The organism is Rhizobium sp. RU33A (genome assembly GCF_900156055.1).
GTDB lineage: Bacteria > Pseudomonadota > Alphaproteobacteria > Rhizobiales > Rhizobiaceae > Allorhizobium.
This window is the reverse complement of the sequence record NZ_FTMQ01000006.1, coordinates 261,853-281,113: the sequence shown is the minus strand read 5'-3', so window position 1 is coordinate 281,113 and position 19,261 is coordinate 261,853. Positions and strand designations below refer to the sequence as shown.

18 protein-coding genes and 1 tRNA gene are annotated in these 19,261 nt (G+C 60.6%); 15 read left to right on the top strand and 4 right to left on the bottom strand.

Going from position 1 to position 19,261, the window contains the following annotated elements:
* Positions 1-230 precede the first annotated feature (230 nt).
* Both BW978_RS20330 and ilvC read left to right on the top strand, forming a co-directional pair.
* On the top strand, positions 231-917 hold the full coding sequence (locus BW978_RS20330; protein WP_076397644.1) for a TetR/AcrR family transcriptional regulator: 687 nt from the start codon (positions 231-233) through the stop codon (positions 915-917).
* 23 nt (positions 918-940) lie between these two features.
* Entirely contained in the window at positions 941-1,960 is a 1,020-nt protein-coding gene (gene ilvC / locus BW978_RS20325; RefSeq protein WP_054151077.1) for a ketol-acid reductoisomerase, read from the top strand.
* A 76-nt stretch (positions 1,961-2,036) separates the two neighbouring features.
* Here the strand turns inward: ilvC and BW978_RS20320 are convergent, their stop codons facing one another.
* Positions 2,037-3,224 (bottom strand): GGDEF domain-containing protein, encoded by a 1,188-nt coding sequence (locus BW978_RS20320; protein WP_076397643.1) that lies wholly within the window; start codon positions 3,222-3,224, stop codon positions 2,037-2,039.
* Positions 3,225-3,425: 201 nt separating this feature from the next.
* Here BW978_RS20320 and BW978_RS20315 point away from each other — a divergent pair, with 201 nt between their 5' ends.
* From BW978_RS20315 to BW978_RS20295, 5 genes are all read left to right on the top strand, one after another.
* Positions 3,426-4,649, top strand: a complete 1,224-nt coding sequence (locus tag BW978_RS20315) for an aminotransferase-like domain-containing protein (RefSeq protein ID WP_076397642.1) — start codon at positions 3,426-3,428, stop codon at positions 4,647-4,649.
* 99 nt (positions 4,650-4,748) lie between these two features.
* Positions 4,749-5,858, top strand: a complete 1,110-nt coding sequence (locus BW978_RS20310) for an endonuclease/exonuclease/phosphatase family protein (RefSeq protein WP_076397665.1) — start codon at positions 4,749-4,751, stop codon at positions 5,856-5,858.
* 8 nt (positions 5,859-5,866) lie between these two features.
* Positions 5,867-6,589 (top strand): NUDIX hydrolase, encoded by a 723-nt coding sequence (locus tag BW978_RS20305; protein WP_348529169.1) that lies wholly within the window; start codon positions 5,867-5,869, stop codon positions 6,587-6,589.
* 79 nt (positions 6,590-6,668) lie between these two features.
* Positions 6,669-7,586, top strand: coding sequence for a PhzF family phenazine biosynthesis protein (locus BW978_RS20300; protein ID WP_076397640.1), 918 nt, complete (start codon positions 6,669-6,671; stop codon positions 7,584-7,586).
* Between the two features lie 149 nt (positions 7,587-7,735).
* A tRNA-Lys gene (locus tag BW978_RS20295) sits at positions 7,736-7,811 on the top strand.
* Positions 7,812-8,131: 320 nt separating this feature from the next.
* Here the strand turns inward: BW978_RS20295 and BW978_RS20290 are convergent.
* From BW978_RS20290 to BW978_RS20280, 3 genes are read right to left on the bottom strand one after another with little or no spacing between them, the layout of a single operon-like run.
* Complete coding sequence (locus BW978_RS20290) at positions 8,132-8,923, bottom strand: heme ABC transporter ATP-binding protein (RefSeq protein WP_076397639.1); 792 nt, start codon at positions 8,921-8,923, stop codon at positions 8,132-8,134.
* The gene (locus BW978_RS20285; RefSeq protein WP_076397638.1) at positions 8,923-10,011 is read right to left on the bottom strand and encodes a FecCD family ABC transporter permease; all 1,089 of its coding nucleotides are present in this window, start codon (positions 10,009-10,011) and stop codon (positions 8,923-8,925) included. The genes BW978_RS20290 and BW978_RS20285 overlap by 1 nt, the downstream gene beginning before the upstream one ends.
* Before the next feature lie 2 nt (positions 10,012-10,013).
* Complete coding sequence (locus tag BW978_RS20280) at positions 10,014-10,892, bottom strand: heme/hemin ABC transporter substrate-binding protein (protein ID WP_076397637.1); 879 nt, start codon at positions 10,890-10,892, stop codon at positions 10,014-10,016.
* 249 nt (positions 10,893-11,141) lie between these two features.
* On the opposite strand from BW978_RS20280, the gene BW978_RS20275 reads away from it, so the two are divergent.
* From BW978_RS20275 to BW978_RS20240, 8 genes are all read left to right on the top strand, one after another.
* Positions 11,142-11,486, top strand: a complete 345-nt coding sequence (locus tag BW978_RS20275; protein ID WP_054151069.1) for a heme-degrading protein HmuQ — start codon at positions 11,142-11,144, stop codon at positions 11,484-11,486.
* Positions 11,487-11,493: 7 nt separating this feature from the next.
* Positions 11,494-12,012 carry a heme utilization cystosolic carrier protein HutX gene (gene hutX / locus BW978_RS20270; protein ID WP_076397636.1) on the top strand — a complete coding sequence of 173 codons (519 nt, stop codon included), beginning with the start codon at positions 11,494-11,496 and terminating at the stop codon, positions 12,010-12,012.
* A 120-nt stretch (positions 12,013-12,132) separates the two neighbouring features.
* Positions 12,133-14,721: a mechanosensitive ion channel family protein gene (locus BW978_RS20265; protein WP_076397635.1), complete on the top strand. Its 2,589-nt coding sequence runs from the start codon at positions 12,133-12,135 to the stop codon at positions 14,719-14,721.
* A 110-nt stretch (positions 14,722-14,831) separates the two neighbouring features.
* A complete protein-coding gene (locus tag BW978_RS20260; protein ID WP_076397634.1) occupies positions 14,832-15,104 on the top strand; it encodes a hypothetical protein in 273 nt (90 codons plus the stop codon).
* A 151-nt stretch (positions 15,105-15,255) separates the two neighbouring features.
* Positions 15,256-16,080 (top strand): response regulator, encoded by an 825-nt coding sequence (locus tag BW978_RS20255; RefSeq protein ID WP_076397633.1) that lies wholly within the window; start codon positions 15,256-15,258, stop codon positions 16,078-16,080.
* A gap of 85 nt (positions 16,081-16,165) precedes the next feature.
* Complete coding sequence (locus tag BW978_RS20250) at positions 16,166-17,488, top strand: response regulator (protein WP_076397632.1); 1,323 nt, start codon at positions 16,166-16,168, stop codon at positions 17,486-17,488.
* A gap of 78 nt (positions 17,489-17,566) precedes the next feature.
* The gene (locus BW978_RS20245; RefSeq protein WP_076397631.1) at positions 17,567-18,493 is read left to right on the top strand and encodes an ABC transporter ATP-binding protein; all 927 of its coding nucleotides are present in this window, start codon (positions 17,567-17,569) and stop codon (positions 18,491-18,493) included.
* Positions 18,490-19,251, top strand: coding sequence for an ABC transporter permease (locus BW978_RS20240; RefSeq protein ID WP_076397630.1), 762 nt, complete (start codon positions 18,490-18,492; stop codon positions 19,249-19,251). The genes BW978_RS20245 and BW978_RS20240 overlap by 4 nt, the downstream gene beginning before the upstream one ends.
* Positions 19,252-19,261: the final 10 nt, after the last annotated feature.

Genomic DNA, 19,261 nt, shown 5'->3' with positions numbered 1-19,261 from the left:
GGTTAGTCTGGAAATACACCGTCATTTAACTATGACATACAACGATTATTTTTTGTCATCATCACCCTTTTGTGACAGTTTTGTGGGGTGAAAGGTGAGGGAGTGATGCTCAAAACAAGATCTCCTTCCCCAGGCATCTGCATTCTTTTTTCGCAAATTCATTCTTGACCTGCGCACTCCCTCAGGACATAAAGCCTGCGAACCGTACCGTACGGTACCAGGAGGCGCCTATGTCCATCGACAATCAGACATCGGAATTCACGCCGCGTCAGAACGCCGTTCTGGCGGAGGCGCTGCGTCTTCTCGTCGAGGGCGGCGACAAGGCGGTCACCACGGCCGGTCTGGCGCGGGCTGCCAACTGTTCGAAGGAAAGCCTCTACAAGTGGTTCGGCGACCGTGACGGTCTTCTGTCGGCGATGATTTCTTATCAGGCGAGCAAGGTTCGCACATTTGAGCGACCGGGCGAGCGCCTGACGGTCGCGACCCTGACCGATCATCTCGAGGTCTTTGCTCGCGATCTGCTCGAGGTTCTCGCCGGCGATGTTTCCCTCGCCCTCAACCGGCTCGCCATCGGCCAGTCGAGCCGTGACGGTTCGAAGCTCGGTACGTTGCTTCTGGAGCGTGGTCGGCGCCAGATCGATCGCCGGGCACGGGCGCTGCTCGATGCCGGCCAGCGCGACGGCCTGTTGCGTTTCGGCGATGGTGAGGACGCGTACCGTACCCTTTACGGCCTGATCGTCAGCGATCTGCATGTACGCATGCTGCTCGGCGAAGCACCGCAGACCCACAAATTTGGCGCCCGGGCGACGAAGGCGGTTGCCGCCTTTCTCGCTCTCTACGGCACCGACCGCGTACTGGCGGGCCTGGATGGGGCATCCCGTTCCGGCTCGCCGATTAACAACATCCACCACAACTGAAAAGCATAGGGAAGGACACTACAATGCGCGTCTATTACGATCGTGATGCCGACTTGAACCTGATCAAGTCGAAGAAGGTTGCCATCATCGGCTACGGTTCGCAGGGCCGCGCCCATGCGCTGAACCTGAAGGATTCCGGCGCCCAGAACCTGGTTGTTGCCCTGAAGGCCGGTTCTCCGACCATCAAGAAGGCAGAGGCCGATGGCCTGAAGGTCATGACGGTTGCCGAAGCTGCCGCCTGGGCCGATCTGATGATGATGGCGACCCCGGACGAACTCCAGGCCGACATCTACAAGGCCGACATCGCACCGAACATCCGTGACGGCGCTGCGATCGCATTCGCCCACGGCCTGAACGTGCATTTCGGCCTGATCGAGCCGAAGTCGACCGTTGACGTCGTCATGATCGCTCCGAAGGGCCCCGGCCACACGGTTCGTGGCGAATATCAGAAGGGCGGCGGCGTTCCCTGCCTCGTTGCCATCCACCACAACGGTTCTGGCAACGCCCTTGAACTCGCTCTCTCCTACGCCTGTGGCGTTGGTGGCGGCCGTTCGGGCATCATTGAAACCTCGTTCAAGGAAGAGTGCGAAACCGACCTCTTCGGCGAACAGGTCGTTCTCTGCGGCGGTCTGGTCGAACTGATCCGCGCCGGCTTCGAGACGCTAGTCGAAGGCGGCTATGCGCCTGAAATGGCCTATTTCGAGTGCCTGCACGAAGTGAAGCTGATCGTCGACCTGATCTATGAAGGCGGCATCGCCAACATGAACTACTCGATCTCGAACACGGCCGAGTGGGGCGAATACGTCACGGGCCCGCGCATCATCACCGCTGAAACCAAGGCTGAAATGAAGCGCGTCCTGCACGACATCCAGACCGGCAAGTTCACCTCGGACTGGATGCAGGAATACCGTGCCGGTGCTGCCCGCTTCAAGGGCATCCGCCGCATGAACGACAGCCACCAGATCGAAGAAGTCGGCGCGAAGCTGCGTGGCATGATGCCGTGGATCGCCAAGAACCAGCTGGTCGACAAGGCCCGCAACTGATCTTCATCTCCAGGGATGAACAACAGGCCGGAGAGGGAAACTTCTCCGGCTTTTTCTTGTCCGTGTGGCGCTGGGGTCAGGCGGAACTGACCAGCCGTTTCGCGTGATCGGTGTCGCAGACCCGGTCTCGCCCGAGGCCCTTGGCAGCGTAGAGCCTGCGATCGGCAAGGGCGATCAGGCTGCGCTCATCGTCTTCAGGGCCCGCTTTTGCCACGCCGATGCTGACAGTCAGGTTTGCCGATCCACCATCGGCCGTCGGCAGGAACACGGAAGCGACGCGTTTGCGTAGATCCTCCGCGAAGACAGCCGGCTGCAGGGCACGATTGCCCTGCAGAACCATGGCGAATTCTTCGCCGCCATAGCGTGCAGCCGTGCCATCAACGTCCCGCATGCATGCAGCGATCACTTCCGCCACCACCTGGAGCGCTGCATCCCCGGCCTGGTGGCCATGGGTGTCGTTGAAGAGCTTGAAGTGGTCGATGTCGATCAGGAGCAGCGCCAGAGGTTCGCGGTCATTGCGGTATCGACCGAGACGATGGCTTAACTGCGCGTCAAAGCCACGCCTGTTGCCAAGGCCCGTCAGCGCGTCGGTCTCGGCATGACGGCGCAATTGCTCGTTGGCATCAGTGAGTTTCTCGTTGCTTTCGGCCAGGGCGGCCACCAGCGTTCGGGTCTTCGTCTCTGCCGCCAGGCGTCTCTCGTCCATGGCGATCAGCCGGATCATGTAGCTGGCGAGAAAGCCGACATAGGCGAGGCAGATCGGAACCATGATCCAGTTGCCCTCACGCACCGCGACTAGGTTGACCGAGGCCGTCATCACGACGATGACCAGGAGGGTGGAGCGAGGCGCCATATAGGCGCGTGCCGCACTCGACTGGAGGATGCCGCAGCCAACAGCGAGGATCACCACCTGCGCGTCAGGGCTGCCGCCGCTGTAGAGGATGGCAAGCGACGCACCCCAAGCGACCCCTGAGAGGACAGATACGAGCGTGAAGCGCTTCAGCCATTGCTGTGCCGTGTCAGTTGCCCCCCGCCGACGGAAACGGAAGTCCGCGACACCGCGCATGATCACCTGCAGCGACAGGATCGCCATCACGATCAGTACCTCAACCGTCCGCCCCTCCATATAGGGAAGGATGGCGGCGGACAGGATCGCGATGGCTGCGACGATGTGGGGGAAGATGTGGAAGAGAGTGCTCAGATGCTCCCAGGGCGGATCCGCTTCATTGTCGACGCCGACCATCGGCAGGGTGAGCTTTCGCATCGGCAAGTGGCGGGTCCTTTCACTGTTACCGAGACTATAGAGCGAATCGTCTTGCGTTTTAGGTTTGCCTGAACAAACAGCGACAACATGGTTGCCAAACGGTAAAACGCACAAGTTCGCCTCGATAGGTCAGTATTGTTGACCTATCGAGATTTTCATGGTCTGCTGCCTAAGATAACAACAAGACTTGAGGAAACGCCGATGCTGAACTGGGATCATGTCTTTGCCACGCGGTCGTCGCGCATGCGCGCGTCTGAAATTCGGGAGCTCCTGAAGCTCCTCGACAAGCCTGACATCATCTCGTTTGCGGGCGGTATTCCCGATTCGGCGCTGTTTCCCGAAAAGGAGTTTGCCGAGGCTTACGCCGGCCTGTTTGCCGATGGGAAAGCTGGCGGCGCGCTGCAGTATTCGGTCTCGGAGGGGTATCTGCCGCTGCGTGCCTGGTTGAAGGAGGAAATGGGGCGGCTCGGCATTGCCTGCGAGCTCGACAACATCTTCATCACGTCAGGCTCGCAACAGGCGCTCGACTATCTAGGCAAGCTCTTTCTGTCGCCCGGCGACACGGCGCTTGTGACCTGGCCGACCTATCTCGGCGCGTTGCAGGCCTTCAATGCCTATGAGCCTGCCTATGATCAGCTGTCGATCGGAAACCGGACGCCCGAGAGCTACAGGGCGGAGGTAGCGACGCAGGGGCGTGCCGTGAAGTTTGCCTATCTCTCAACCGATTTCGCCAATCCGACGGGTCAGACCGTGAGCCTTGAGGAACGGCACCAGATCCTGGCATTGGCCGACGAGCTCGACATTCCGGTGATCGAAGACGCGGCCTATCAGCATCTGCGCTATGACGGCGAGGCCATTGCGCCGATCCTTTCGCTCGACATTGCCCGCAGTGGCGGCATCGACGCCTGCCGGACTATCTATTGCGGCAGCTTTTCCAAGACGCTGGCACCCGGTCTGCGCGTCGGCTATGTCGTGGCGGCCAAGCCGGTCATCCGCAAGCTCGTGTTGATGAAACAGGCCGCAGATCTGCATTCCTCGACGATCAACCAGATGGTCGTGGCCGAGGTGGCCGCACAGCATTTTCCGGCACAGATTGCCAAGATCCGGGCAGCCTATGCGGCGCGGCGCGATGCCATGCTGGCGGCGCTGGAAAGATACATGCCTGATGGAACCGAATGGACACGTCCGGAGGGCGGGATGTTTGTCTGGGTCACGCTACCGGAGGGTATGGACGGCGCGGAGTTGCTGGCGCGATCCGTCGAGACGGAAAAGGTGGCTTTCGTGCCGGGCCAAGCCTTCTTTGCCGATCGTTCCGGTGCCAATACGATCCGGCTTTCCTATTCCTGCGCCAACGAGGCGATGATTGAGGAAGGCATCCGTCGCCTCGGCAGGCTCGTCGGGCATGCGCTGGCCCAGGCGGCCTGACAGCTTTAGGCACGCCTGCTTTGGGTTGCGGATACGGAAGGGGCGTGGTTGAGTGCAGTCGATCCGCCGCCTTCGCAACCGATCCCCCGTCAGGTGTTCATGTCCATTCGCATCGCGACCTTCAACATCGAAAACCTGATCGCGCGCTTCGATTTCACCGGTTATCGCAACCAGCTGAAATCCGACCGGGTGTTGAAGCTGTTCGACATCAAGTCGGAAGCCGACTACGAGCGGCTCGAGGCGGCGCGGGTCGTATCTTCCACCGACGACACCCGACAGCTCTCGGGGCTGGCGATTGCCGACACCAATGCCGATATCCTGTGCCTGCAGGAGGTCGACAACATGGAGGCGCTCAAGGCATTCGAATACGGCTATCTCTTCCGCATGATCGGCTCGGGCTATCGGCAGAAATATCTGGTCGAGGGTAATGACAGCCGCGGCATCGACGTTGCCGTGCTGATGCGAGAGAAGACCCGCGACGGTCAGCCGATCGAGCTGCGCGACGTCACCAGCCATGCAGCGCTCACCTATCACGATCTTGGCCTCTATCATCCGGGGCTCGGGGAGCGGATCCGGCCGGATGACCGGATCTTCAAACGCGACTGCCTGGAACTCGACCTGCGCGTCGGAGGTCGGCCACTGACGGTCTACGTGGTGCATTTCAAGTCGATGACCAATGGCCGTGATGGAATGGACGGGCGTACCTCGACCATGCCGATCCGCGAGGCCGAGGCAAAGGCGGTACGGCACATCATCGAGAATCGTTTCGGGCCAGAGAATGCTTCGCGGCGCAACTTCGTGATCTGCGGCGACATGAACGACTATCAGGAGCGCATCGACGTGATCGGCGATCGGCGCTCGGGCTATGACTACGTCCACCGGCCGGATCTGCCGAGTGCCCTTGATGCGTTCTCACATGACGGTTTTGCCGAAAACCCCATGCTTAGGCGAGACCCGCTCGATCGCTGGACGCTCTATCATGCGCGCGGTCCCGAAGAACAGCATTTGTGTCAGCTCGACTATATCTGGCTTTCCAAAGGGCTCGCACAGGCCAATCCTCAGACGTTACCAGAGGTCATCCGCAACGGTCAGCCATTCCGCACCCCCTTTCCGCCGGGGCAGGAGGTCGAGCGCTATCCGCGTACCGGATGGGACCGGCCCAAGGCATCGGACCACTGCCCGATTGCCATCACCTTGCATCTGCCATGAGCGATCTCTTGACTGACGAGGTTGGCCTGCCGACCGATGGTAGCCTGCATCCGGTTCGCTCGCTAGCGCTGAGGGTGGCAGCCGATCCGCATCCGCTGGACCTTGCTCAGAGCACTGCCATCTCTGCCAACTGGGAGCGTGAGGTGACGGCGAACCCGGCCCTCTTCAACGGCCGGATGATCCTGCAGCGTCAGATCCGCTATCGCGATGGGCATCTTGAGGCACTCGGCCATGTGTCGAACTTTGCCACCTTCCTCTGGTGGCGGCGCCAGCCGGAGCTTGCCGGTGCCTGTCACCTGTTCGGCTATCCCGTCATCGTCTCATCCGACGGGGCGCTGGTCGCGGTCGAGATGGCGCCGCACACCGCCAATCCAGGACAGGTCTATTTTGCGGCGGGTTCGCTCGACTTGTCCGACGTCGTGGATGGGGCTTGTGACATTGAGGGCAACATGCGGCGCGAGGTGATGGAGGAGACAGGGCTTGATCTCAACCTGGCGCATGCCGATCCTGTGCTTTACGCCAGCTATCGCTCGCGACGTCTGACCTTGGCACGAATCTTCACCTTCTCGGAGACGGCGGAGGCTCTTGCCGCTCGGATCGACGCCTTTGCCCGCGATTGTCTGGAGCCGGAAATCTCCAGGGCGGTCGTGATCCGCTCTGGGGATCCGGCAGCGCAGCGTTACGGGGCCGCGATGCTGCCGATTCTCGGCTGGTATTTTCAGGGTCGATGATGATCGGGGCTCGGCTTGCCTTGCCGTTTCGCCTCGGGCAGTGTGTGCCGCGAGCGTGACCTTCAACGGAGATAGGCCCGTGGCGAGACAGTATGCCATCTATGACGTGTTCACCGACCGCAAACTGGCGGGCAATCCGCTCGCTGTCATCTTCGACGGCGCCGGCCTGTCCGACGCGATGATGCAAACGATTGCCGGAGAGATGAACCTCTCGGAGACCGTTTTCGTCCAGCCCGCCGATCACGCATCGCACACCGCCCGGATCCGGATCTTTACCCCTGGCCGAGAACTGCCCTTTGCCGGGCACCCGACGGTGGGTACTGCGGTTGCGCTGGCAGAGCGCGCCTACAGTGGAGAGACCGCCAACATGGATCTCGTTTCCGTGCTGGAGGAGACGATTGGTCCGGTGCGCTGTGCCGTCCGGGTCAGGCCGGGGGAGGCGAGCTTCGCCGAATTCGACCTGCCGCGGCTGTCGAGCCGCCATGAGTTGCAACTGGATCGCCAAGGGCTTGCCGATGCACTGTCCGTCAAGGCCAGCGCCATAGGGTTTGAAAACCATATGCCGACGGTGTGGAGTGCCGGCGTCCCGTTTCTTCTCGTGCCTCTGCACGATGTGGCGACGATCGAGAGCGTCGAATTCGAGCCACAACTGTGGGAACGCGTGGCGCCGATGAGCGAAGGACGGCTGACGTCGGCTTACCTCTATTGTCGCGGCGGTGTTCATCATGCCGCAAAGTTCCATGCGCGGATGTTTTCGCCCGATATGGGCATTCACGAGGATCCCGCGACTGGGTCTGCGGTGGCAGCGCTTTCAGGCGCCATCCATCATTTCGACGCGCTGCCGGACGGTCATCACCCGATGATGATCGAGCAGGGGGTTGAGATGGGCCGCCCTTCCTACATTCACCTGCATGTCGATGTGAAAGACGGCGCCGTCTCGCGTGCGCGGATCGGCGGTCAGGCCGTCCGCCTGGCCACGGGAATGCTGGATCTCTGAAAACATTGGGCATTTCCAGGTTTTTGAAATTTTTTTGACCAAACGGCCAAGAATTTTTGCAGCGGCGCTAGACAAGGTCGCAGATCCTGTTTATACGCCCGGTCACGCCACCAGAAACGGGGCGGACGAGACCGGAAACGGTGTCAGGCGGGTGATTAGCTCAGTTGGTAGAGCAGCTGACTCTTAATCAGCGGGTCGTAGGTTCGAGCCCTACATCACCCACCATTTTCTTATTCAAAACAATATGGTGGCTTTTGGCGCAGTGCTGCGCACCTTGGGTTGGTCGGTGTGTTCAGGTCGTACCTGGATGGCGATAATCGACCCCATTGGTCGTTCGGCAAGCCCTTCCTGACCGAGGCACAAATCGGCTTAGCCGGCTATCAAAATGTCGCTGGAAGAAGTGGGCGGATATCTGTCGCTCTGGTCGCCGATGTTCGCTAGGCGTTCTCAAGTCTGGTCGCGTGTGTTCCTGGTTCGTTGCGGATTTTTGTGCGCGTTCGTTGGTTTTGCCCTGTGGATAACTGTGGACAACTGAGGTAGCCGGCTCAGCGTGTTGCGCTGAACCGGGCCTGGGGCAAGACATAGGGTATCGCCGCGCTCGGCAGCCGTCCGACACTGCCAGCAATGCCGTAGACATGCGCAATGGTCCCATCGTCGATGGTTTCCTTTGGATGCCCTTCACGGATCAGTTTGCCGTGGTGAAGGACGGCCAAATGATCTGCAAACTCGGCGGCGAGGTTAAGGTCGTGCAAGATGGCCAGGACGACACCGCCGCGTCGGGCAAAGTCACGGGCGAGCTCAAGAACCGAGATCTGGTGACCGATATCGAGGCTTGCCGTCGGCTCGTCGAGGAAGATCGCGCGGGGACGACCGTCAAGAACAGGCTCGGGCATCTGTGCCAGAACACGGGCTAGCTGCACGCGCTGTTGCTCGCCGCCTGATAGCGCGTTGTAGCTGCGCCCCTCAAAGCCACTCAGCCCCACACGGACGAGCGCCTGGCGGCCCGCAAGATTCGGATCGCGGCTGCCATGCGCAACGGCGCCCATGCGCACCACCTCAAGCGCCGTGAAGGGGAAGGAGAGTGCTGTGGATTGTGGCAGCACTGCCCGCTCTTGGGCGAGTTCTACGGGGCTCAGCGAGGCGATACGCCGGTCCTGGTAAAGGACGTCGCCGTGGTCGGGGCGCATCTCGCCCGAAAGGGTCTTCAAGAGGGTGGACTTGCCCGCCCCGTTGGGGCCGATGATCACGGTGACCTTGCCCGCTTCCAGATGGAGGCTGACCTTGTCGACGAGAACGCGTCCACCGCGGCTGATCGTGATGTCGTGTGCGCGGATCATTACAGGCCCTCCATGGCCTGGCGGCCCTGTTTGCCGAGTAGAAGCATCAGGAAGACGGGCGCGCCGAGGATCGCGGTGATGATGCCGATCGGCAGTTCTGCCGGTGCGGCGATGGTGCGGGCGACCGTATCAGCGAGAAGCAGCAAGGCTGCCCCGCCGAGCGCTGAAGCCGGCAGCAGGAAGCGATGTGACGGACCGATCGCGAGACGCAGCAGATGGGGCACGACGATGCCGATGAAGCCAATCGAGCCGGCAGCCGCAACCGTGGCACCACAGGCGGCTGCCACGGCGAGGATCGTCATGCGCTTCAGCCGCTGCACGGGTACGCCCATATGAAAGGCTGCGGCGTCACCGAGGATCAGTGCGTCCAAGCCGCGTGCGACGAAGGGGATGATCGCCAGCACAAAGACAACGAAGGGCAGGATGGCGATGATCTTGTCCGTCGTCGCGCCGCTCAATGAGCCGAGAGACCAGAAAGTGATGTCGCGCAGCGCCCGGTCATCGGCGATGAAGATCAGGAGGCCGGTGGCAGCGCCGGTCATGGCGGCAATCGCAATCCCCGAGAGGATCAGGGCTGTCGTCGATGTCTGGCCGTTGCGGGTGGCGATGACGTAGAGCAGGAAAGTGTTGCCGAGGCCACCGAGGAAGGCCATCAGCGGCAGAAACTGTTCGCCGAATACGAACTGCAACGGAAAGAGCAGTGTGGGCCCAAGCACGATGGCGATGACGGCGGCAAGTGCTGCCCCGGAGGTGACCCCGACGATGCCGGGGTCGGCCAGCGGGTTGCGGAAGAGGCCCTGCATCATCGCGCCGGAGACACCCAATGCTGCACCGATCAGAAGGCCCATGCCGGTGCGTGGCAGACGCACGGCTTCCAGGATGATCAGGTTCTGCTGGTCCATGCTCGCATGATCGCCGGTCAGATAGGCGATCAGATGCGGCAGGCCGACGCCGGTTGGACCGATCACGATCGAAATGAAGACCGCGATCGCCAGCAACACAGCGAGCAGGGCAAGAACGATAAACCCGAGAGCGGCGCGATCTCCGTCACGCCTGCCGAGGGTCGACATCAGGGCCAGCGTGTTCACGGTTACTGCCCTTCCGGATAGAGCATGGCGTTCAGGTCACGGGCGGCGTCGGCAGCACGCGGTCCAAGACCGAGGAGATAGAGGCCGTCCATGGTGAGGAAGGCCTTGTTCGCGCCGGCCGGGGTTGCTGCAAGGGCGGGGAGCTCAAATGCCTTTTCTGCCGTCAGATGCTGGGCGCCGCCGCTCATCACCAGGATGACGTCGGGAGCAGAAGCGATTACCGCTTCATCGGTCAGTGGCTTGTAGCCGGAGATCGTCGATACGGCGTTTTCGCCACCGGCGAGGCGGATCATCGCATCGGCAGAGCTGTCGCTACCGGCGGCCATGACGCGTCCATTGGCAAGAGAGAGAGCGAACAGCACCTTCTTTTTCGGGCCTGTTGCGGCCTTCACCTTGTCTTCAACGGCTTTCAGGCTTGCCTCGACTGTTTTCGCCAGTTCTTCTGCCTTTTCCGCCCGTCCGATCGCTTGGCCGACAGCGCGGATCTTTTCCGGAATTGCCGATGTGTCGGGCGGCGAGGGGATGCTGGCGAAGCTGAGGCCGCTGGCCTTCAGGATGTTGATGGAGTCGACCGGTCCTGCACCGGCTTCCGCGATAATCAGATCGGGTCTCTGCGAGAGAACGCCTTCTGCGGAGATCTGGCGGACATAGCCGATATCAGGCTTGGAGCTTGCCTCCGGCGGATATAGGCTCGTCGTGTCGACAGCGACCACCCTGTCACCCTCGCCGAGCGCATAGATGATCTCCGTCACGGTGCCGCCGATCGCCACGATCCGCTCGGCATCCTTTGCCCCTGCCGTCTGAGGCAGAACGAGCGGCAAGGAAAGGGCGAAGGCGAGAGTGGAGAGGAGCTTGCGGCGGGATGGGCGAAGGGACAACATTGATGTGCTCGAACCTATGATCCGGGCGTCCGGATGTAGGCACAAAGCCGTCTCCGGATCGCCGATAAATGAGAATGTGCATGTGCGGGAAGCCCCCGACATTTAACTTGACTGTGCTACACAAGTTTAAATAGGAAGGCAACAGAGCGCGGTCGTTCCAGAACGCAGGTTTTCGAGGTAAACTCGCCAGCCGAGCGCATGCCCAACCGCGACGATCAGATCTTGTCTTGCAAAGAGGGAAGCAGACCCATGTACATCGCCATGAACCGTTTTCGCGTCGTCCCGGGCTTCGAGGAAGCCTTCGAGAACCAGTGGAAGGCCCGCGAAGGCCGACTGGCCGAAATGCCGGGTTACATCGAATTCCACATGCTGAAGGGTCCGAAGGCGGAAGACCACACGCTGTATGCCTCGCACACGGTGTGGGAGACCCATGGCCATTTCGTCGCCTGGACCAAGTCTGAGCAGTTCCGCGCCGCCCATGCACGCGCCGGCGAAAGCAAGGTTCAGTATCTCTCGGGCCCGCATTTCGAGGGCTTCGACGTCATCATCCACGAAGACCGCTCGGGCAAGCGCTCGGCTTCGGAAGCCGCGTGAGGCTTAGATGGACACGTTGACGCAAAGCCACGGCGAAAGACGCGAGCGGGCGCTGGCGGCGCTCGCCGAAAAGCCTGACGGTGTGATCGAACAGATCGCCGCCAAGGCCGAAGTCACGCCTGCCGACGTGCTGGCCATCCTCCCGGAAGGGGCCGCTGTGTTGGTGCCCTCCGAGAAGTGGGAGCCGATCTGGAAGGACCTTACATCCTGGGGCGAGATCCTGATGATCGTCCACACCGAAGACATCGTGCTCGAAGTCGAGGGCAGTCTGCCCGAAGGCAGCGAGGGGCATGGCTGGTTCAACATCCATGGCGATAGTCCGATCGGCGGTCACATCCGGAAGGAACGTTGTGTCTCGATCGCTTTCGTCGATCGCGGCTTCCATGGGCGCCGGTCTTGTTCCGTCTGGTTCATGAATGCCGACGGAAAGGCCATGTTCAAGGTCTTCGTCCGTCGCGACAAGGAGCGCAATCTCCTGGAAGATCAGGTCGCGCGCTTCGAAGCTTTGCGACAGGCCGCCGTCTGACGCATGAATTTTGCCCGCCGGTCCATCAGGGGCGGCGGGTTCTTCCATTAAGCCCTTCTTTCTTTTGCCTTTAACTGGATCTATTGTCCTGCGGCTTTCATCCACGCACTGGACCACGTTTTGATCCGATTCCGTTCGATTTCTTTCGCCCTCGCGCTCAGCCTGCTGGCGGCGGGTTTTTCTTTCCTGCTTACGCCAAGCGTTAGCCTGGCACAGGACACCGATGCCACCCCGGCGGTGACTGAGCCGGCCCCGTCCGAAGCGCCCGAGGGGCCGCAGCTGCAACCGGAGACAGTGGCCCCGGCTGGGGCCCCGGTCGCGCCGCCGCCGCAACGTGACGAGCAGATCGTCGCCGCCGAGAAGCGCGTCGAGGAAGCGCGCACGCGCCTGACCGGGCTGCGCGATCAGGTCGAGCAAAACCTCCAGGAAGACGGCGTTCTTGCTGACCTCAAGGTGCAGTCCGATGCTCTCGGGCGGGAAGCACTGGCGATTACCGTCGATTTGCGTCCGCGAATCGATGCCATTCAGGGACGGTTGACGGAACTGGGCGAGCCGCCCGCCGAGGGACTGCCGCCCGAAAGCGCGAGCGTCGCTGAGGAGAGGTCGCGGCTCAATGCCGCGCGGGCGGAAGTCAATGCGCTGACCGGCCAAGCTGAGGATCTGTCGATTGAGGCGAAGACGCTGTCCGATCGGATCTCCGACACGCGTCGATCATTGTTTACCAGCCGGTTGCTCGAGCATACCGATATCAATGGAAGTGTCCTCGAGGAGGCGCTCCAGTCTTTCTCTGCCGATGCGGCGAGGGTTCAGCGCAGCATCACGAGCTGGTTGAGCTTCGTTTTCAAGTTCAAGGCCTTGCAGTTGGCCATTGCAGTGTTCCTGTCGATGGCCCTCGCGTCGCTGATCCTTTTTCTGGAGTACCGTCTCTTCGGACGGATCAACAGGCGCGATCTGACGATCGAAGCCCCCTCCTATCTCAGCCGCTTCTCGGTCGCCTTCTTCTCCACGATCCTGCCATCTCTGGCGCTCAGCTTCTTTCTGGCCTCCACGTATTTCCTGCTCGCCACGTTCAATGTGCTGAGAACCGACATTGCTCCGATCGTTGCGTCGGTCTTCACATTGATCGGTCTCGTCTTCTTCGTCATGGCGATTTCGAGAGCGGTGCTTGCGCCCGCGGCGCCCCATTGGCGATTGGTCAAACTTTCTAACAAGGGAGCGCGAGACCTCAGCATCGCGATCTTCCTGATGGCGCTCGTCAACGGCCTCGACTACGTCGTTTCGGTCATGAATGAGACTTACAGCTCGCCTGTGGTGCTGACCGTGATGCGTAGCTTTGCCTCCTCGGTTGTCATCGGCCTGTTGCTCTTCCTCATGTCTTTCCTGCGCCCGGTGCTCGCCGAGTCGGGCGATCCTTCGGTGCGTGGCCGCCCCTGGCCACGGGCGGTATCGATCACGCTTCGGATCGTCGGTGCCGTCCTGATCCTCGCTGCGGCCATCGGCTATGTCGGGCTCGCCCGCTTCCTCGCGACCCAGATCGTTCTCACGGGCGCGGTTCTGGCGACGATGTATATCGGCATCCTGACCGGCAAGGCGATTTCCGCTCCCAATCAGTTCGGGGAAACCAGGGTCGGTCGGTTCATCGGCCGCCGTTTCCGTCTCTCGGCTGTTGGCCTCGACCAGAGCGGCATCGGCGCCGGTCTGGTCATTTACGCCTTCGCGCTGGTGACCGGCATTCCGCTCATCCTGATGTCCTGGGGGTTCCAGCCGCGCGATCTGCAGCTCTGGCTCTTCAACCTCTTTACCGAGATCAATGTCGGCACGATCCGCATCTCGATCTTCGGCATTCTCGGCGGTATCCTTCTGTTCGCTGCCGGCCTTTTCGTGACGCGCTGGTTCCAGAAGTGGCTGGACGGCAATGTCATGGCGCGCAGCCATATCGACGGTGGCGTGCGCAATTCGGTGAAGACCGGTGTCGGTTATCTCGGCACCGGCATTGCCGGCATCATCGGCATTTCCGCAGCCGGTATCGATCTCTCGAGCCTGGCGCTCGTGGCCGGTGCGCTCTCTCTCGGTATCGGCTTTGGCCTGCAGAACATCGTTTCAAACTTCGTTTCCGGGTTGATCCTGCTGGTCGAACGGCCCTTCAAGGTCGGCGACCACGTGATCACCGGGGTCAATGAAGGCATCGTCAAGCGGATCTCGGTCCGCGCGACCGAGATCGAAACCTTCCGGCGCCAGTCGATCATCGTGCCGAATTCCGAGCTTATCAATGCGCCGCTCGGCAACTGGACCCATCGAAACCGCATGCAGCGCTCCGAGGTGCCGGTCAGCGTGGCCTATGATGCCGATCCGCAGGAGGTGATCGATGTGCTCCTGGCTGTGGTGAACGAGCGGTCCGACGTCCTGCGCAATCCTGAGCCGCATGTGGAATTCCTCCGTTTCGGTGCATCCTCGCTCGATTTCGAACTTCGCTTTCATCTCGCTGATATTGCTGACGGTCTGCGGGTGCGCAATGAAGTCCGTATCGAGATCCTCAGGCGTTTCCGTGCCCGCGACATCGTCATGCCTTACCCGCATCAGGACGTCATGCTGCACCTTCAGGAGCATGACCGGCAAGCTCTCATACGGCGCAAGGCACGAGCGGATGATCGTTCACACATCCCGGAGGAATTGTCTCCGGACCCGGATGATGACAAACTCCTGCCATGAACGCCGCATTCAGCCGCCATTCAGGCGAAATGGGGCACAAGAGGGGCAGGAGCGGTCGGGAGTGTACCGAGCGCGGTTGAGAGGACGGAGCCTTTGGCTCCGCTATCGGCATGAAGCAGTTCTATGCGCAGCTGGTTGTCTTGGTGGTTAGCAGCCTGTTGGCGGGGCCGACCTTGGCCGCCTCGGTGCTGAATACCGGCAGCTCCGTCGAGGTTATCGTCGTGGTCGAGGAAGGCACTCGAACCGAAATTTCGCTGGATGTCGGGGGCTCCGACACGATCTGTGCATCCGGTTGTTTTCTGACCTTGCCCAACGGGGACCGCATCGGGCTTGCCGGCGATGAAACCGTCGAAATCAAGGATGGTGTCGCCACCATCAAGTGAGCGGTTCTGACATCGCTCGCCAGGATACCTGGATATTCTTTAATGCTTAACTATGCGGAATTGTTGATGCCGGCCAGGGGCCTGAGTTAACGCTTCCGCAAAGGGCCTTTGTTAGATGTCTTACAAATAAACAAGACAGTGAAGGCTGGTCATGGCAGTTCTCGGTATTTCTGGAATGCAGTATTCGGGAGAAAACTTTCCCGATGTTCGGATCGTTCTCGGAGAGGACTCCAATGTCTTCACCCAGATGATCAGTCAGCGCCTCAAGGAGCTGATGGGCGTCGACATCGAGATCTGCCGAACCTTCGAAGATCTGCAAATGGCCAATGAGCTGTCGGATGAACCGGTGAAGCTCGCGATCTCGAACATCAACCTGCCCGGTGCCGAAAACGGCGAAGCGCTCGAATATCTGATCGACTGCAACATCCCGACCGTGGTCTTCACGGGGACCTTCCAGGACGAGATGCGCGAGAAGCTTCTCGCCAAGGACATCGTCGACTATATCCTCAAGGACAATGTCTTTGCCGTCGAAATGCTGGCGGAATCGGTCTACCGCTTCCTGACCAACCACCGTCATCACGTTCTGATCGTCGACGACAGCCCGACCGCACGCGCCCTTCTGTCGAGCCGCCTGCGCCGCTACAATTTCCGCGTCAGCCTCGCGGAGAGTGGCGCAAAGGCGATCGAGATCCTGAAGGCCAATTCCGATATCGGCCTCGTGGTCACCGACTACAACATGCCCGATATCGATGGTTTCGAGCTGACGCGACGCATCCGTTCGGTGCGCGGGTCGCATGAACTGCGAATCATCGGCGTCTCGTCGTCGACCAACCGACTGCTGTCGGCGCGCTTCCTGAAGGTTGGCGGAAACGACTTCATGCTGCGTCCGTTCATCGACGAAGAGTTCTACTGCCGCGTGAATCAGAACCTCGACACGCTCGTTCAGATTAAAGCTGCGCAAGCCCGCAAAAAATAGGTGCGACTTATAATTAAGGTCGCTAGTGTTCTGCCGAGGGAGGAGGTCGCTTTTTGAGCGACTTCGGGAATGCGGCGGATATTTTATGTATTTTTCTGATCAGATTGACACCAAGCAGACTGTCGTGGGTTCAAAACGCGCGGAGCAGGGCCGAGTCCTGATCATCGAGGATTCCCGCGCGGTCTCCCAGGTGATGCGTCACCGATTGGAAAACGACTTCTTCTGCCAGGTGACCCAATGCGCCTCGGCAGACGTCTTCCGTAACGTGATGCGCGGCGGCGATACGTTCGACGTCGCGGTTGTCGATCTCAATCTGCCCGGCGCATCGGATGGCGAAATCCTTGATGCCGTGATCGCTCAAGGAATTCCGGCGGTCGTGTTCACTGCCGACTTCAATCGTGACCTGCGCGAGCGCCTGCTGCAAAAGGGCGTGGCCGATTACCACGTCAAGAACAATGAAGGCGCGATCGACCTCGTCGTATCGTCTGTCCTGCGCCTCCTTGGCAATCGACAGGTCGGCGTGCTCGTCGTCGATGACCTGCCTTCGGCCCGGGCCATGCTGGCCGATCTCCTGCGAGTGCAGAAATTCCAGGTCTACGAGGCGGCGACCGGATATCAGGCCATGGATATCCTGACGCGCCAGCCGCATATCGAGCTCGTGATCACCGATTACAACATGCCCGACATGGATGGCTACGAACTGACGCGACGAATCCGTCGCGATCACAACAGCGACCGTCTCCGGATCATCGGCATTTCCTCGTCCGCCGACCGCCTTCTGTCGGCAAGCTTCCTCAAGGCAGGTGCGAACGACTTCGTCTATCGACCTTATGTGATCGAGGAGCTGCAGTGCCGTATCCAGCACAATATCGAAACGCTTGCGCAACTCCGGCAGCTCCGCGTGGCCGCGTTCAGCGATTATCTGACAGGTCTTCCCAATCGTCGCTACTTTTTCGACGAGGGGCCGGCGCAAGTGGCAGGACGTCTTGAGCGGGACGAGCCATGCTGCATCGCCATGCTCGACATTGACCATTTTAAGAAGCTCAACGACACCTATGGCCATGAAATCGGCGATCGGGTTCTGCAGGCGGTCGGTGCCAAGCTCGCACGTCGGCTCGACGGCAGCGGCCACCTTCTGGCCCGGCTCGGCGGCGAGGAATTCAGCGTCTTAATGCTGGGTCTCGATGTCGAAAAGGGATCAGCGCTCTGCGAGACATTGCGGCGCGAGATCGAGAGCCTGCGGGTGGCACTCGACGACCAGGATATCAACGTAACCATCTCGATCGGGCTTGCGGAAATCGCCGGACGGGAGAGTTTCAGCAATTATCTCGCAGCGGCCGACCAGTTGCTTTACCTCGCGAAGAGCTACGGCCGGAACCGTGTCTATTCCGAGACCATGCTTTCCTGACCTGAATTCCTTTGCGCTCTGGTCGTGCCGGCGGCGCGGGCCTATATGTGTGCGACCTTCCGCAGCCCGGAGTGTCAAATGGCTCCCATTATTTCCATCAATTCTCTCTCCAAGACCTATTCCAACGGTTTCAAGGCGCTCGACAGCGTCAGTTTCGACATCGAAGAAGGCGAGATCCTCGCGCTTCTCGGTCCCAATGGCGCCGGCAAGACGACGCTGATCTCGATCATCTGCGGCATGACCAATCCCAGCGGCGGGCAGGTGACCGTGTCGGGGCATGACGTGGTGAAGGACTTTCGCAAGACCCGGGCCGAGATCGGGCTGGTGCCGCAGGAACTGACGACCGACATGTTCGAGACGGTGTTCAACACCGTCAGTTTTTCGCGGGGCCTGCACGGCAAGAAGCCCGATCCCGCCTATATCGACCAGATCCTTAGGGATCTCAGCCTCTACGATAAACGCAACAATGCGCTTCGCGAATTGTCGGGTGGCATGAAGCGGCGGGTGTTGATCGCCAAGGCGCTGTCGCATCAGCCGCGCATCCTCTTCCTCGACGAGCCCACTGCCGGCGTGGACGTGGCGCTGCGCAAGGACATGTGGCAGCTCGTCGAACGCCTTCGCAAGACGGGCGTGACCATCATCCTCACCACTCACTACATCGAGGAGGCGCAGGGCATTGCCGACCGAGTGGGCGTCATCAACCGTGGCAAGCTGCTGCTGGTCGAGGAGAAGACTGCGCTTATGCGTAAGCTTGGGCGCAAGCAACTGACGATCGTGCTCACCGAGCCAATCCAGGCGATACCGGCAGCGCTTGCCGGCTATTCTCTGGCACTCGGAGAAGACGGCCGCGAACTTGTCTATGATTACGAACTTGGTAGCGAAGACGGTGAAATTGCCCGGCTTCTGGCTGCGATTGATGCCGCCGGCCTGAAATTTAGCGATGTCTCCACACGCCAGACGTCTCTGGAAGACATTTTTGTCTCGTTGATCGGAGAGGCTGCATGAACATCGAAGCGATCAAGTCCATCTATGTCTACGAGATGGCACGGATGCGCCGCACACTGCTGCAGAGCGTGATCTCGCCCGTCCTGTCCACAGCGCTTTACTTCATCGTCTTCGGAGCAGCGGTTGGCTCGCGCATGGAAGAGATCGGCGGCGTCTCCTATGGCGCTTTCATCACGCCTGGCCTGATCATGCTGGCGCTGATCACCCAATGCGTGTCGAACGGTTCGGCGGGCATCTATTTCCCGAAATTCACCGGGACGATCTATGAAATCCTGTCGGCGCCGGTGGCGATGACGGAAATCCTGATCGGCTATGTCGGGGCTGCCGCCACGAAGGGCATGATGATCGGCCTCATCATCCTGGCGACGGCGATGTTCTTCGTCGATCTCGAAATCGCCCATCCAGCGCTCATGCTGTTTTTCATGGTACTGACATCGATCACATTCAGCCTCGCCGGCTTCATCATCGGTATTCTGGCGAAGAATTTCGAGCAGTTGAGCCTCGTGCCGTCGCTGGTCGTGCCGCCTCTCACCTTCCTGGGCGGAACCTTCTACTCGATCGACATGCTGCCGCCCTTCTGGCAGGCCGTCAGCCATCTCAATCCGGTGCTCTATCTGGTGAGCGGCTTCCGCTGGAGCTTCTTCGAGGTGTCGGATGTGCATCCGCTCATCAGCCTGGGCATGATCGGCATCTTCCTCGCCGCCTGCCTCGGTTTCCTCGCCTACATCTTCAAGACGGGCTACAAGCTCCGGCCCTGATCGGCTTCCG